Source organism: Herbaspirillum sp. C7C2 (assembly GCF_022627865.1).
GTDB classification, from domain to species: domain Bacteria; phylum Pseudomonadota; class Gammaproteobacteria; order Burkholderiales; family Burkholderiaceae_D; genus Herbaspirillum; species Herbaspirillum frisingense.
This window is the reverse complement of sequence record NZ_JABXGI010000018.1, coordinates 54952-70158: the sequence shown is the minus strand read 5'-3', so window position 1 is coordinate 70158 and position 15207 is coordinate 54952. Positions and strand designations below refer to the sequence as shown.

The 15207-nt window shown below is 64.7% G+C and carries 11 protein-coding genes; 4 read left to right on the top strand and 7 right to left on the bottom strand.

Translation table 11 applies throughout. From position 1 onward, the window contains the following. Window positions 1–33 precede the first annotated feature (33 nt). A complete protein-coding gene (locus tag HWE04_RS19175; protein ID WP_241813401.1) occupies window positions 34–2370 on the top strand; it encodes a putative bifunctional diguanylate cyclase/phosphodiesterase in 2337 nt (778 codons plus the stop codon). Window positions 2371–2397: 27 nt separating this feature from the next. On the opposite strand, the gene HWE04_RS19170 is transcribed toward HWE04_RS19175, so the two are convergent. The 5 genes from HWE04_RS19170 to HWE04_RS19150 all read right to left on the bottom strand — a co-directional run bounded on the left by HWE04_RS19170 (window position 2398) and on the right by HWE04_RS19150 (window position 9069). Then, the gene (locus tag HWE04_RS19170) at window positions 2398–5610 is read right to left on the bottom strand and encodes a CusA/CzcA family heavy metal efflux RND transporter (protein WP_241813400.1); all 3213 of its coding nucleotides are present in this window, start codon (window positions 5608–5610) and stop codon (window positions 2398–2400) included. A 55-nt stretch (window positions 5611–5665) separates the two neighbouring features. After that, the gene (locus HWE04_RS19165; RefSeq protein ID WP_241813399.1) at window positions 5666–6934 is read right to left on the bottom strand and encodes an efflux RND transporter periplasmic adaptor subunit; all 1269 of its coding nucleotides are present in this window, start codon (window positions 6932–6934) and stop codon (window positions 5666–5668) included. 8 nt (window positions 6935–6942) lie between these two features. After that, window positions 6943–8220 (bottom strand): TolC family protein, encoded by a 1278-nt coding sequence (locus HWE04_RS19160; protein WP_241813398.1) that lies wholly within the window; start codon window positions 8218–8220, stop codon window positions 6943–6945. A gap of 66 nt (window positions 8221–8286) precedes the next feature. Then, window positions 8287–8664 carry a cobalt transporter gene (locus HWE04_RS19155; RefSeq protein ID WP_241813397.1) on the bottom strand — a complete coding sequence of 126 codons (378 nt, stop codon included), beginning with the start codon at window positions 8662–8664 and terminating at the stop codon, window positions 8287–8289. 114 nt (window positions 8665–8778) lie between these two features. Beyond that, the gene (locus HWE04_RS19150) at window positions 8779–9069 is read right to left on the bottom strand and encodes a DUF4148 domain-containing protein (protein ID WP_006463461.1); all 291 of its coding nucleotides are present in this window, start codon (window positions 9067–9069) and stop codon (window positions 8779–8781) included. Window positions 9070–9300: 231 nt separating this feature from the next. Between HWE04_RS19150 and HWE04_RS19145 the strand changes: the two genes are divergently transcribed. Then, on the top strand, window positions 9301–9972 hold the full coding sequence (locus HWE04_RS19145; protein ID WP_006463462.1) for a heavy metal response regulator transcription factor: 672 nt from the start codon (window positions 9301–9303) through the stop codon (window positions 9970–9972). Then, window positions 9969–11387, top strand: coding sequence for a heavy metal sensor histidine kinase (locus HWE04_RS19140; RefSeq protein WP_241813396.1), 1419 nt, complete (start codon window positions 9969–9971; stop codon window positions 11385–11387). The genes HWE04_RS19145 and HWE04_RS19140 overlap by 4 nt, the downstream gene beginning before the upstream one ends. 29 nt (window positions 11388–11416) lie before the next feature. Here HWE04_RS19140 and HWE04_RS19135 read toward each other — a convergent pair whose 3' ends face one another. Beyond that, window positions 11417–11677 (bottom strand): helix-turn-helix domain-containing protein, encoded by a 261-nt coding sequence (locus HWE04_RS19135; RefSeq protein ID WP_077236492.1) that lies wholly within the window; start codon window positions 11675–11677, stop codon window positions 11417–11419. Between the two features lie 261 nt (window positions 11678–11938). Between HWE04_RS19135 and HWE04_RS19130 the strand changes: the two genes are divergently transcribed. Beyond that, window positions 11939–13216: a DUF445 domain-containing protein gene (locus tag HWE04_RS19130; RefSeq protein WP_241813395.1), complete on the top strand. Its 1278-nt coding sequence runs from the start codon at window positions 11939–11941 to the stop codon at window positions 13214–13216. Window positions 13217–13246: 30 nt separating this feature from the next. On the opposite strand, the gene HWE04_RS19125 is transcribed toward HWE04_RS19130, so the two are convergent. Then, the gene (locus HWE04_RS19125; RefSeq protein WP_241813423.1) at window positions 13247–14869 is read right to left on the bottom strand and encodes an acyl-CoA synthetase; all 1623 of its coding nucleotides are present in this window, start codon (window positions 14867–14869) and stop codon (window positions 13247–13249) included. Between the last annotated feature and the right edge of the window lie 338 nt (window positions 14870–15207).

Sequence of the window (15207 nt, the reverse complement as noted above, 5' to 3'; positions counted from 1 at the left end):
GGGCTTCGCCCTCGTCACGTTCTCTGCAAGACCATGAATAAGAAACTCAATAGCCTCGGCGTCTATATCGCCATTGCCATGCTGGTGGCGCTGTGCCTGCCGGTGGTGCTGGCGCTGACCGTGCTCAACGGCGTGCGCGAAAAGCAGATCGGTATCGAGATGCAGGCACTGGTCAACGAAAAGGCGCAGACCATGCAACACAGCCTGGTGCTGCCGGTGTGGAGCCTGGACAAGTCCGATATCAACGCCGTGCTGCAAGGGGCCATGCTCGATCCGCAGGTGGTGTCGGCCGAGATCACCGATCCCGATGAAAAGATCATCGCCCGCGTGGAAGACGGCCAGCGGCGCCTGGGCAACATCATCTCGCGCAGCGTGCCGCTGGTGATGCAGCAGAATCATCAAAACGTGAGCCTGGGCAGCCTGCAGCTGATCGTGTCGGACTACCAGCTGCAACGCAAGCTGGCCGCCGACAAGAGCTTCCATACCCTGGTGCTGCTGGCGCAGGCGGTGGCCTCGCTGATCATCATCGGGCTGCTGGTCTATCGTCGCATCCTCCGGCCCATCGGCATGCTGACCGCAGCGACCGAGCGCATCGAGCGCGGCAGCTTCGATGAACGCATCGCCATCCCGCAGCAGGATGAAATCGGTCAGCTGGCGCGCCATATGGAATCGATGCAAAGCAGCCTGAAGGCGCTCTTCGATGAACAGGCGGCCATTCTCGGCAACATCCCGGCGGGGGTGCTTTTCGTGCGCGACGGCAGCATCGTCTTCGTCAACGAGGCCGCGCAGGCGCTGCTCGGCAGTGCGGACAGGAATCTCGTCGGCCAGCCCGCCGAAGAGGTCTTCGTCGAACCGGCCCAGCAGGCGGCCTACGTGGCGCAGGCGGTGGCCCGTTCCAGTGGGGCGGCCGGCGAGATCGTGCTGTTGCGCCGGGGTGATGGCGGCAGCTTCCCGGCCGAATTGCATACCTCGCTGATCGATCCGGCGCGGCCGGCGGACCAGATCTGGGTGGTCATCGATGTCAGTGCACGGCTGGATGCGGAGAACCGTATCGACCGCCTGGCCTTCTATGACCCGGTCACCCAGCTGCCCAACAAGACGCTCTTCATGGACCGCCTGCGACGCGGTCTGGCGCGACGTCGCAGCAACGGTACGGCCGGGGCGGTCTTTGTGATGGAGATCAGTCGGGCCGATCTCTCCTATGGCGGCGCCAGTTCGGAGGAGATCGAGCAGCTGCTGGTCGAATGTGCGCGCCGCTTCTCCGGGTGTGTCACGCCCGAGCAGACCGTGGCACGCCTGGAGGGCGCGAAGTTCGCGCTGGGCAGCGAGATCCGGACCCAGGACCTGGCCGAATGCCTCCGCTTCTGCGAGACGCTGGCCCATCGCATCATCGCCACCTTCACCGATCCCCATGCCCTCGCCGCTGCGCGCTTCCCTTGCGCGGTCAACCTGGGTATCAATATCGTCCATGACGATCACCACGGCGCGGCCGAACTGCTGATGCAGGCCGAGCTGGCGATGGTGCAGTCGCGCCTGGCCGGCCGCAATACCTTCCGCTTCTTCGACCCTGCCATGCAGGCGCTGGCCAACCAGCGCAGCCTGCTGGAAGCCGAACTGCGCCAGGCGGTCGCGCAGCGCCAGTTCATCGTGTATTACCAGCCGCAGGTGACCTATGAGGGTGAAGTGGTCGGGGCTGAGGCCTTGCTGCGCTGGAAGCATCCGGAAAAGGGCGTCGTCGCGCCGGGCGGCTTTATCTCGGTGGCCGAAGACATGGGCCTGATGGAGCAGATCGGTCAGCAGGCATTGCATGCCATCTGTGCCGATCTGCAGGCCTGGCAGCGCCAGGGGCTGGCGCATGAGCTGGTGGTGGCGGTGAATGTGTCGGCGCAGGAATTCAAGGTGGACAACTTCGTGGGCCGCTTCCGCGAGATCATCGGCAAGTATCGCCTCCACAGTCATGCGTTGAAGGTAGAGCTGACCGAAAGCATGATGGTGGACCACGTCGAAGACGTGATCGCCAAGATGCAGATGCTGAGGTCCAGCGATATCTCGATCTCGCTGGATGATTTCGGGACCGGTTACTCGTCGTTGTCCTATCTGGGGCGCTTCCCCATCGACCAGATCAAGATCGACCAGAGCTTCGTGCGCGAGATGGAGAAGGATGCGGCCATGGCCAGCATCGTGCGCAGCATCATCATGCTGGGCCAGAGCCTGAACCTGTCCATCCTCGCCGAAGGGGTGGAGACGCAGCAGCAGCGTGACCTGCTGCATGCGCAAGGCTGTTCGCTGTACCAGGGCTACTGGTACGGCAAGCCCATGCCGGGCGAGCAATTCGTCGAACTGCTGACGACGCCGGATCGCTTCCGCTGATCCTCCCGGCAGGGCTGCCGCTGGACATCAGCGCCGGGCAGTCCGATAGCCAGGCAACCACTTCATCCAGCGCGAGCGGCGCGTTGTTGCGCCCGGGCGCTCAGCTTCGCCCTCCTCGTCCCTCCTATGCGCCATCCGATACAGCAGCGGCAGCACCAGCAGCGTCAATGCGGTGGAGGATAGGATGCCGCCGATCACCACGGTGGCCAGCGGACGCTGTACCTCGGCGCCGGTGCCGGTGGCCAGTGCCATCGGCACGAAGCCCAGTGACGCCACCAGCGCCGTCATCAGCACCGGGCGCAGGCGTGTCATGGCACCCTCGTGGATGGCCACGTCCAGGCTGCGACCTTCCTCGCGCAGGCTACGGATGAAGGAAATCATCACCAGCCCGTTGAGCACCGCCACACCCGACAGCGCGATGAAGCCCACCGCTGCCGAGATCGACATCGGGATGCTGCGTGCGGCCAGCGCCAGGATGCCGCCGGTCAGCGCGAAGGGAATGCCGGTGAAGACCAGCAAGCCATCCTTGACGTTGTTGAACATCGCAAACAGCAGCACGAACACCATCAGCAGCGCCACCGGGATGACGATCTGCAGACGTTGCGTGGCCGATTGCAGGTTCTCGAACTGGCCGCCCCAGGTGGTCCAGTAACCGGTGGGGATGCGCACCTGCGCCTGCAGGGCCTGTTCCGCATCGGCCACAAAGGAGCCCAGATCGCGGCCCCGTACGTTGGCGCTGACCACGATGCGGCGCTTGCCGTCTTCGCGGCTGACCTGGTTGGGGCCGGGGGCGATGTTGAGCGTCGCCACCTCGGCCAGCGGGACATAGCTGGTGCGGCTGGCGCCCTCCTGCAGCGGCAGCGCGATGGGCAGGCGGCGCAGGGCATCCAGATCGGCGCGGGCGGCTTCGGGCAGGCGCACCACGATGGCGAAGCGGCGGTCGCCCTGGAACAGCGTACCGGCCTGGCTGCCGCCGATGGCGGTGGCGATCGTGTCCTGCAGGTCGGACACGTTCAGGCCGTAGCGCGCCAGTTTCTGGCGATCGATGTCCACGCTCAGCATCGGCAGGCCGGTGGTCTGTTCCACCTTCACTTCGGTGGCGCCGCGGGTCCTCTGAAGCACGGCGGCGACCTTGGCGGCGGTGTCGTTGAGCACGGCCATGTCGTCGCCGAAGATCTTGACCGCGACATCGCTGCGCACGCCCGAGATCAGTTCGTTGAAGCGCAGCTGGATGGGCTGCGAGAACTCGTAGCTGTTGCCGGAGATGCGGGCTACAGCCTGCTGGATCGCCTCGCGCAGTTGTTCATGCGTCTTGCGTGGCTGCGGCCATTGCGACTCGGGCTTCAACATGATGTAGCCGTCGGAGATATTGGGCGGCATCGGGTCCGAGGCCACCTCGGCGGTGCCGGTACGGGCGAAGACGCGTTCGATTTCGGGGAATTGCCGCATCAGCGTCTTCTCGATCTGCTGCTGCATCTCCAGCGATTGCGTCAGACTGGTGCCGGGGATGCGCAAGGCCTGGATCGCCATGTCGCCCTCGTTCAGGCTGGGGACGAATTCGGTGCCCAGGCGCGTGGCCAGCACCGCGCACACCACGATCAGCGCACCGGCAAAACTGAGCACCACCGGCTTGTTGTCCATGACGCGTACCAGCAGCGGCGCGTAGAGCCGCTTGGCCCATTGCATCAGGATGTTCTCCCTCTCCGAGACGCGTTCGCCGATGAACAGGGCAATGGCGGCCGGGATGAAGGTCACCGACAGGATCATCGCGCCCAGCAGTGCCGCTACCACGGTGAAGGCCATGGGCGTGAACATCTTGCCTTCCACCCCGGTCAGCGCAAACATGGGCAGGTACACGATCATGATGATCAGTTGGCCGAACAGCAGCGGCCGGCGCGCCTCGCGGGCGGCGGCGAAGACCTCATGGAAGCGCTCGCTGCGCGTGAGCGGGCGGCCGTGATGCTGCTGCGCATGGGCCAGGCGGCGTACGCAGTTTTCCACGATCACCACTGCGCCATCGATGATGATGCCGAAGTCCAACGCACCCAGGCTCAGCAGGTTGGCGCTGACCTTGTTGGAGACCATGCCGGTGAAGGTGAACAGCATGGCCAGCGGAATCACCATGGCCGTGATGATGGCCGCGCGGATGTTGCCGAGGAAGACGAACAGCACCGCAATCACCAGCAGCGCGCCTTCGATCAGGTTCTTCTTGACCGTGGCGATGGCCTTGTCCACCAGCACGGTGCGGTCATAGACGGTGATGGCCTCGACCCCAGCCGGCAGGTTGCGGTTGATTTCGCGCAGTTTCTTGTCCACCGCCTGCGAGACCGTGCGGCTGTTCTCGCCGATCAGCATGAAGACCGTGCCCAGGACCACTTCGCGCCCGTTCTCGGTGGCCGCACCGGTGCGCAGTTCACGTCCCATGCCGACCTCGGCCACATCACGGATGCGAATGGGCACGCCGCGCACATTGGCCAGGATGATATTGCCGATGTCTTCCAGCGAGGCCACCTGGCCCGGTGCGCGGATCAGGTACTGCTCGCCGCGCCGTTCGATGTAGCCGGCGCCGACATTGCTGTTGTTCTTTTCCAGGGCCTTGATGATGCTCTCCATGGTCATGCCGTAGGAGGCCAGGCGTTCGGCCGAGGGGGCGACGTGGTATTCGCGGGCGTAGCCGCCGATGGTGTTGATCTCGGTCACCCCCGGCACCAGCCGCAGCTGCGGCTTGATGACCCAGTCCTGGATCTCGCGCAGGTCGGCTGCGCCATAGGGCGTGCCATCGGGTTTGCGGGCGTCCTCGCGGGCTTCCACGGTCCACAGGTAGATTTCACCGAGGCCGGTGGAGATCGGCCCCATGGCCGGATCGATGCCAGCGGGTAGTTGGCTCCTGGCCTGCTGGATGCGCTCATTGACCAGTTGCCGCGCAAAGTAGATGTCGGTGCCGTCCTTGAAGATGACCGTCACCTGCGACAGGCCGTAGCGCGACAGCGAGCGCACCTGTTCCAGTTGCGGCAGGCCCGACATGGCGGTCTCGATGGGGTAGCTGATGCGCTGCTCGGTTTCCAGCGGTGAATAGCCGGGGGCGGCGGTGTTGATCTGCACCTGCACGTTGGTAATGTCGGGCACGGCGTCGATGGGCAGCTTCTGGTAGTTGTAGACCCCATAGGCCGCCATGCCCAGCACCGCCAGCAGGACCAGCCATCGATGCTCGATGGCGAAGCGAATGATGCGTTCAAACATGATCGTCGTCTTTCAGAATGGTGGGAGTGGCGTGACGCGATGGTCGCGATCCGCGTCAATGGCTATGCTCGGCCGCGCCCTTGCCCAGCTCGGCCTTGATGGCGAAGCTGCCGCTGGCGGCGTACTGCTGTCCGGCCTGCAGGCCGGAGAGGATTTCCACCGACCTGCCGTCGCTGCGCCCGGTGCGCACTTCCTGCGCCTTGAAGCCATCGTCCACCCGCACGAAGACCACGCTCTTGTTGTCCACCGTCTGTATCGCTTCCGCATCCACGGCCAGTGCTACCTCGCTGGCCTCGGTCATCACGTCGACGGTGACGAACAGGCCCGGACGCCAGCTCTCCTGCGGATTGGGCAAGACCACATGGGCCTTGGCGGTACGGGTCTGCTCCCCGATCAGGGCGCCGACATAGGAGATGCGGCCGGTAGCGTTCGCCTCGAAGGCGGTGGCGCGCACCACGGCGGAGCTGCCGACGCGGACCTTCTGCAAGTCCCTGGGCGAGACGATGATCTCGGCCCATACGCTGGAGAGGTCGGCGATGATGAAGGCGTTGGCATCTTCGCGCACGGCCTCGCCCAGGCCCAGGTGCTTCTCGACCACGGTGCCGTCGAAGGGGGCGCGGATCTCGTGCCGGCTGAGGGCGCCGCCACCCGTTCCGGTGACGCCGATGGCGCGCAGCTTCTGGCGTGCATTGCGCACGGCGACCTCGGCTTCCTGCAGGGAGAGTCGCGCCTGCTGGTAATCCTGTTCGGCCGAGATCTTCTGTTCCCACAGCTGTTTCTCGCGTTGCCAGGTGCTGCGTGCCAGACTCAGGCGCTGTTCGGCGTTGAGCAGTTCGGAACGTTGCTCGGAGACCGCGCTGCTGCTGATGACGGCCAGTACCTGGCCCTTGCGCACCTTCTGGCCCAGCGTGGCGGAGACCGATTCGACCACGCCGGCCACCTGCGGTACCACATGCGCGGTGCGGTCTTCGTTGAAGCGAATCTCGCCCGGCAGTTGCAGCCCGCTTTCGATGCGCGCTGCGCCGACCTGCTTCAGGGCGATGCCGGCGGCAGTGATCTGTTCCTGGCTGAGGGCGACCTTGCCTTCCTCCTCGCCATGTCCTTCCTTGTCCTCGTCGTGGCCTTGATGGGCTCCGTGGTCGTCATGGGCTGGCTTGCCGTCGGACCCGTTTTTATCCTGATGGTCGTCCTCCTTGTGGGCGCCCTCTTCCTGATGCGTAGAGGTGTCTTCGGTGCCGCCCTGGCCCTTCATCAGGGTCCATCCGCACAGCAGCGCGGTAATGGCGATGATCGCGGCGATGGCGAGTTTCTGTTTGCTGGTCATGGTGGTTCTCATTGCAGGTTGAGGGTGGCGTCGCCGGCCAGGCGATCGAGTTCGGCGGCGGCCTGGAAGGCGGTCGACAGGGCTTTCCAGTACTGCGCCCTGGCCTGGAAGTAGGTGCGCTGCGCGTCGAGCACGTCGAGGAAGCCGAACTTGCCCAGCGTGAAGCCGGTGCGGGCGGCCAGATAGGCGCTCTGTGCGCCGGGGACGATGTCCTGGCGCAATGCCAGTGCTTCGGCCCGGGCATTGCGCAGGCGCTCGTAGGATTGCGCGGCGTCGTTCTGCATCTGCAGTTCGACCAGGGCCAGTTCGTCACGCGCCTTGTCGGTGCGCTTGATGGCTTCCAGTTCATTGCCGCGATTGCTGTCCAATACCGGGATGGGCAGCGAGAAGCCGACCACCCACATGTTGCGTGCGGCCTCTTCGTCGCGCTTGTTGCCCAGCGAGAGCGTCAGGTCGGGAACGCGCTTGCTGCTTTCGATGCGCGCCAGCGCGGCGCGCCGTTCCACCTCCAGCCGCGCCAGCTGCACCGCCGGCCCGTTGCCCACGCGTGCGGTGAGGTCGGCGATGGCCGGCAGGGGCGGCAGGGTGTCAAGTGCGGTATCGGCCAGCACGAAGTCGGTCTGCCGGGCGTTCCACAGGCTGGCCAGCTGGCCGCGGGCGAGGGTGGCGTCACTCTCGGCCTGCTGGCGTTCCAGTTGGGCCGTGGAGAGCGCCAGTTGTGCCTTGGTCTGCTCTACCGGCGAAACTTTGCCGGCTTGCACGCGCCGCGCCGTCATGTCGGCAGCGGTCTGCGCCAGCTGCACCAGTTCGGCCGCCAGGCGCTGGCGCTCACCGGCCAGCAAGGCGTCGTGATAGGCGCTGGTGACGCGGCTGCGCATCTGCTGGCGCAGGCTGGCGTATTCCAGCCTGGCCATGTCCAGCTGGCGCTGTGCCGCTTCGATGCGGGCGCTGCGCTTGCCACCCAGTTCGATGGGCTGGTTGATCTGGTAGGTGGTGGTGCGGCTGGCCTTGCGGGTGTCTTCCATCAGCGCGGAAAACTCCGGATTGGGGCGCGCGCCGGCTTGCATCAGGCTGCCTTCGACCGCTTCGATTTCCAGGCGGGCGGCCGACAAGGCCTTGTTGTGGGCGGCCGCCAGGTCCAGTGCGGCGGTCAGGGTCAGGACGGGCGCCGCGTCGGTGGATGGTGCCGAAAACGGGGCAGCAACTGGCGGCGTGGCTTGGGCCACGGCCAGGGCCAGGGCCGGCGCGAGCAGGGCAAGCGCCAGCATGGGGATATGCCGGTACATCGAATTCTCCAGTGGTGAAAAGGGGAATCCGGCGAGTGCAGAAAGAAGGGAAGCGTGCTCGCCGGGCTAGGCGGCGAGCGGCCAGTTGGGCTTGTCCGGCCCGTCGGCGATGTGGGAGTTGGGATGGGGCGCGATGGTGCTGAAAACGTCAAGCGTGGTGCAGGTCTGGTCGGCCATTGGCGCGCCCTGCCACTGCATCGATTTCATGCAGGACAGCTGGCAGACCGCGCAGGCCGCATCGGCGTCGCCACCCTGCCCCGCGTTGCCGCGACCGTCGGGGGAGGCTTCGTCGCCGGCTGGTGCAGCGGCATGTTCATGGTGGCCGGGATGGCCGGTGGGTAAGGCACCGTGGCTTTCCTTTTCCGGCTGGCAATAGCTGGCCACTGCAGCCCACGAGAGCTGCAACGGCAACAACAAGGCCAGGAAAAGAATCAATGCACGCATGAAGGAGACGTGGGTTTGGCTACCGGCCCGGGACAGGCAGGTAGCCACGATGGGGGCTGTCACCGCAGTCACGGCCACAGCCGCCGTTACCGCTGCGGTAACGACCGGCGCCGATTATGCCCCGTTGTAGAGCGAGGAGTCAAAGGCCTGGTTCTGGGTGCTGCTGTCCTGCAGGGAGGGCTTGGCGCCGGCGGTCTGCATCGGCTGGCCCAGTTCGGCTGCCTTCAGTTCGGCAACCACGTCGGCGCGGGTCTTGGTGCCTTGGTATTGCACCACCGGATAGTTGTTGCGGGCCGACAGGTTGGCCTGGTCGCGGGCTGCTTCGGTGGGGACGGTGGACTGGGCGAAGGCCGACAGGGAGAAAGCGCTGACCAGGGTGCCGATGACGAGATGCGAGATTTTCATGATGAAGCTCCTTTGAGAAGTGGTTCCACAAGGCCCAGTTCGATGCCCGCCCGGATGGGTGGCGTGCATCGGCCAGGGCCGACGCGATGACCAGTGGTGTGTCTGGCGTATCGTTGGAATGGATTCTAAGGAGCCGGTCCGCTCAGAAAGATTGCCCAGTCATTACAGATTTGTAATGAATGCCCGACGGGGCTGGTTCACAATATCGGCTTATCCGTCAGGAATCCGATCATGCATATCTTGTTGGTGGAAGACGAGCCCAAATCCGGCGACTATCTGCAGCGCGGGCTGACCGAGTCCGGCTTTGTCGTGGACTGGGTGCAGACCGGCGTGGATGGCCTGCACCATGCGCGCACGCTGGACTACAAGCTGATCATCCTGGATGTGATGCTGCCTGGCATGAACGGCTGGGACATCCTGCGCGAACTGCGGCGCAGCCACGATACACCGGTCCTGTTCCTGACCGCGCGCGACGAGGTGGAAGACCGCGTCAAGGGGCTGGAACTGGGCGCCGACGATTATCTGGTCAAGCCCTTTGCCTTCACCGAACTGCTGGCGCGGGTACGCACCCTGCTGCGCCGTGGCCCCAGCCGCGAGGCCGATGTCATTGATTACGACGATGTCGTGGTCGATGTGGTCAGGCGCAAGGTGACGCGGGCCGGTCAGCGCATCGACCTCACCGCCAAGGAATTTGCGCTTTTGCACATGCTGATCCGGCGGCCGGGCGAAGTGTTGTCGCGCCCGCAGATCGCCTCCCAGGTGTGGGACATGAATTTCGACAGCGATACCAATGTGGTCGACGTTGCCGTGCGCCGCCTGCGTGCCAAGCTCGATGACGGTTTCGACAAGAAGCTGTTGCATACCGTCTGGGGCATGGGCTACGTCTTCGAGGCGCGCCAGTGAGCCAGCGCGCACCGGCCTCGATGAGCCTGCGGCTGGTGGTGCTGTTCGGGCTGCTGGCCTTGCTCATTTTCACGGCGGTGGGCAGCTATCTCTCGCATTCGCTGCATGTGCAGCTGGAGCGGCGCGACGATGAGGAACTGGCCGGCAAGTGCCGCTCCATCAATCATCTGGTCGAACATGCGGCGTCGCTGGACGACATCCTGGCGCGCCGTCATCTGGTACTCGATACCCTCTCCGGTCACGATCAGCTGCTGGTGCGCATCGCCCGTGCCGACGGCAGTACGCTCATGGAAAGCCACGACCCGTCCAGCGGCACGCCGGGTCTGGACCTCTCGCGCATCGACCTGCGCACCTGGGACAGTATCCAGTCGCTGCACATCGGCGATCTGCGCGCCCGCTATATCGCCAGCAAGCCCGTCACGCGCTCGGGGGAGCAGGCGGTGGTGCTGGTGGTGCGCACCGCCTCGGACCGCATGCAGTTGCTGGCCGACTATCGTTCCGACGTATGGTGGGCGGCCAGCATCGGGACGGTCCTGGCGACCTTGCTTGGATTTTTCCTGGTGCGCAGCGGCTTGCGGCCCTTGCGCATGATGGCCCTGCAGACGCGCGCCATTTCCGCCAATCGTCTTGATACCCGGCTCGACCTGCAGGCCGCGCCGCGTGAACTGCACGAGATCGTGCAATCCTTCAATGAGATGCTGGACCGGCTGCATCGCAGCTTCCAGCAACTGAGCCAGTTTTCGGCCGATCTGGCGCACGACCTGCGTACGCCATTGAACAACCTGATGGTGCAGACCCAGGTGGCGTTGGGCAAGCCTCGCGGAATCGATGAATACCAGGCCCTGCTCAGTTCCAATATCGAGGAGTACGAGCGTCTGTCGCGGATGATGGAGAGCATGCTGTTCCTGGCCCGTGCCGAGAACGCCCATGTGGTGCTGCAGATTCAGGACCTCGATGTGGCGCAGGAATTGAATCGCATCGCCGAGTATTTCGAGGGCATCGCCGAAGACGCCCAGGTGGGCATCGCGGTCATCGGCAACGGGCGCATCCAGGCCGACGTGATGTTGCTGCGGCGCGCCGTCGGCAATCTGGTGGCCAATGCCATCCGCTTTACGCCGGCGCAGGGCAGCATCACGATCGAAGCCAGCACCGTCGATGGTGCCACCGTCATCGCGGTGTCCAACCCCGGCCCGGGCATCCAGGCCGACCTGCTGGAGCGCATCTTCGATCGCTTCTATCGGGCCGATCCCTCACGCAGCAGCGCCAGCGGCTCCAGCGGACTGGGACTGGCGATCGTGCGGTCGATCATGGTGTTGCATGGTGGCCAGGCGGGTGCGAGCAGCATGCCGGGCCGTGAGACGGTGTTCACCCTGCGCTTTCCCATGGCGCAGGCAGGTTCGTCAGGTAAGGCCTGAAGGCCAGGGGCATCGGCCGGACCGGGGTCTCAGCGGGAATCCTCGCTGGGCAGTGCCAGCAGGGTATGCCGCATGAGATCGGGCAATTCCATCTCCAGGGCGATGGCGAGGGCTTCCATGTTGTCCACGGAGATATTGCGATCTCCGCGTTCAACCTCGCTCAGGTAGGTGCGACTGATGTCAGCGCGGAATGCCAGTTCTTCTTGTGACATCTCTTTAAGCCGGCGAACTCTGCGAACGTTTTGTCCGAAGATGATGCGGGCGCTTGGTGGAGTCTCTGTATTTTTCATGTGCGCAAGGATCGGGCGGCTAGGGGTGACGGTCGATTAGCTACAATTACAAACGCACAAACTATCCGTGACAAACACTTATACCTGCGAATCTCTCGCGGAATAATCGAAAAATAACGAGATTGTTATCGTAGTTTGGTTGAGTATTTCTTCGAAAAAGCTCTAGTTTTTCTTCGAAATAATCAGAACTTTCGCTGTTGATTGTTGCTCTTTGTCTCATCCCGCGAGCAAAAGGACCTTCATCACACGCACTGCATCGACATGGACAAATCACAAGCCTTGCGTCGCGCCAAACGATTGGCCCTGATCTGCCTGCTGGCGGCGATGACGCTGTTCGTCGGCGCGTCGCTGGCGCCGCCTTCGCCGTGGAGCGGCCTGCTGCGGGCCATGGCCGAAGCGGCAATGGTGGGCGCGCTGGCCGACTGGTTCGCGGTGAGCGCCTTGTTCCGCCACCTGCCCCTACCCTGGCTGTCGCGGCACACCGCCATCATCCCGCGCAACAAGGATCGCATCGCCGACAACCTGGCGGTGTTCGTCGAAGAGAAATTCCTGAGCCCGCAATCGCTCGCTGCGCTGGTGCGCCGGCACGATCCGGCGCAGCGCCTGTCGGCCTGGATGGCCGCGCCCGAGAATGCCACCCGCCTGGGCAGCTACATGGCGCAGGCGGTCGGTGCCGTGCTCACGCTCACCGACGACCGTCGCATCCAGGCCTTCGTGCGCGACGCCTTGCATGCGGCATTGGGCAAGCTGGACCTGTCGCGCTCGCTGGCCACCATCCTCGATACCCTCACCCTGGACGGCCGCCACCAGCAGTTGCTGGACCGCGCCATCGTGGCACTGGCCGAACTGCTCAATCGCGAAGAGACCCGCGCCTTCATCGCCGAACGCATGGTGGAATGGTTGCAGCGCGAATATCCCAAGATCGAAAAGCTGCTGCCGTCCAGCTGGATCGGCGAGAAATCCGCCACCACCCTGGCCGACATCCTGGACAAACTGCTGAGCGGCATCGCCGAGGATCCGCAACACTCGCTGCGCCAGGCCTTCGACCGCCAGTTGGCGGGCTTCATCGAGCGCCTGAAGCAGGACCCCGCCCTGCGCGAGCGTGCCGAGCAGATCAAGCGCGAGGTCCTGCAAGGCGAGGCCGTGAACGCCTATGTCGGCAGTCTCTGGGAGAGCTTGCGCACCTGGCTGCGGCAAGACCTGGAACGCCCCGATTCGGCCCTGCATGCGCAGGCTGCTGCCGCCACGCAATGGATAGGTCGCGCGCTGCAGGAGGACGCCGCGTTGCGCGCCTCCCTCAATGATCACCTGGAGCGGGCCATGGCCAGCCTCAGCCCGGAGGTAGCGCAACTGCTCACGCGCCACATCAGCGACACCATCAAGCAATGGGACAGCGCCGAGCTGTCGCGCCAGATCGAACTGAACATCGGGCGCGACCTTCAGTACATCCGCATCAATGGCACGCTGGTGGGGGGATTGATCGGCGCCCTGCTGTTCGGCCTGTCATGGTTGATGCAATGGGCCGCACACGGGCCATGACGCCATGACGCCGTGGCGGAATGAACCGGACTACTGATCCATCTCCTTGAGGGTCTTGCGCATGATCTTGCCGGTGGCCGTGGTGGGCAGCGCATCGACGAAGGCGATCACGCGGGGATACTCGTGGGCTGCCAATTGTGCCCGCACATGCAGCTGCAGCTCGGCCACCAGTGCCTGGCCCGGTGCATGGCCCTCCTTGAGCACCACGAAGGCTTTCACCACCTCGGTCCGCAATGCATCCTTGATGCCCACCACCGCCGCGATGCGCACCGCCGGATGGCGCATGATGCACTCCTCGATCGGCGCCGGCCCGATGCGATAACCGGCGCTGGTGATGACATCGTCATTGCGGCCCAGGTAACGGATATAGCCCTGCTCATCCATGTTGCCCAGATCCCCCGTGAGCAGGAAGTCGCCGGCGAATTTCTCCTGAGTGGCCTCTTCGTTGCGCCAGTAGCGCAGGAACATCACCGGGTCCGGCGCGCGGATGGCGATGTTGCCGACGCTGCCACGCGGGACGATCCGGCCATCCTCGTCGACGATCTGCACATCGTGGCCAGGCACGGCGCGGCCCATGCTGCCCGAAGCACTGGGATAGAGCTTCGACGAGGATGAGACCACCAGATTGCATTCGGTCTGGCCATAGAATTCGTTGATGGTAACGCCCAGTGCTTCGCGTCCCCAGGCGATCAGGTCATCACCCAGTGTCTCGCCACCGCTGGCCACGCTGCGCAGCGAGAAATTCCACTGTTCCCGGGGTGAGGGTGTCCCGCGCAGCATCTTCAGGGCGGTCGGCGGGAAGAACACATTGCGGATGTCATGCCGCGCCAGCAGGCCGAACACGGCCTCGGCGTCGAACTTCTCCAGGCGCCGCGCCACCACCGCCACACCGTGGTACAGCGACGGCAGCAGCACGTCCAGCAGCCCCCCGATCCAGGCCCAGTCGGCCGGCGTCCAGAAGCGGTCGCCAGGCTGCGGGAAACTGTCGTGCGAGACCTCCACGCCCGGCAGATGCCCCAGCAGCACGCGATGCGCATGCAGCGCTCCCTTGGCCTTGCCGGTGGTGCCGGAGGTATAGATGATCATCGCCGGATCGTCGGCCCGTGTTGCCACCGCCTGCGGCAGCGGTGCCGCCGCGCGCAGGCGATCCCAGAAGTCGGTGGTCTGCGGCAGCACGATATCGGACTGCTCCACACAGAACACCACCTTCAGCGCCGGCAGTTCGCCGGCCAGGTGGACCTTGTCCATGCCGCTGCTGTCGGTCACCAGCGCCGCCGCTTCGCTGTTCTGCAGCCGATAGGCGATGGCCTCCGGCCCGAACAGGTAGAACAGCGGCACCGTGATCGCCCCCAGCTTGTAGGCGGCGATATGGGTGATCACCGTCTCGATGCGTTGTGACAGGTAGATACCGATGCGGTCCCCGCGCCCGATGCCGGCCTCCGCCAGCACCTGGGCAAACTGGTCGCTCAGGGTCTTGAGCTGGTCGTAGCTCCAGGTGGTGACGCTGCCGTCGGCCTCCTCGCTGATGATGGCGGGACGGCCACTGCCATCGGCCCAGCGGTCGCAGGTGGCGATGCCGATATTGAAGAATTCGGGGATCTGCCATTGGTACGGCGCCGGTTCGTCGTGGCGGTAGTGCGTGCCATTGATCACGGTGCGTGGCGGGATGGTGGGATTCACTTCTGGTCTCCTTCGGGTGTCGGGGCCGTACGGTCCCGGGTGGTCCGGCGGGCGCTGCCTACGCGGGCGCGCCTCTGATTTGTGGGTCAGGCCGGCATGAGCCTGTCTTTCACCGCCTTGGCCTTGTCGCAACACGCGGGACTGCGTGCAGGCCGTCCATTGCTGCATGCATGTGCGGCAATGAGTGTTATCGAATTCTAACGAAAATACCCTTCAACAGTCTTCCTCGCCGCGAAGCTTGCGTATGCCGCCGCTAGCATAACCGCCTCAATCGCATCGCGTCCTACTCCATTCCATCTATAGCTCTGCCG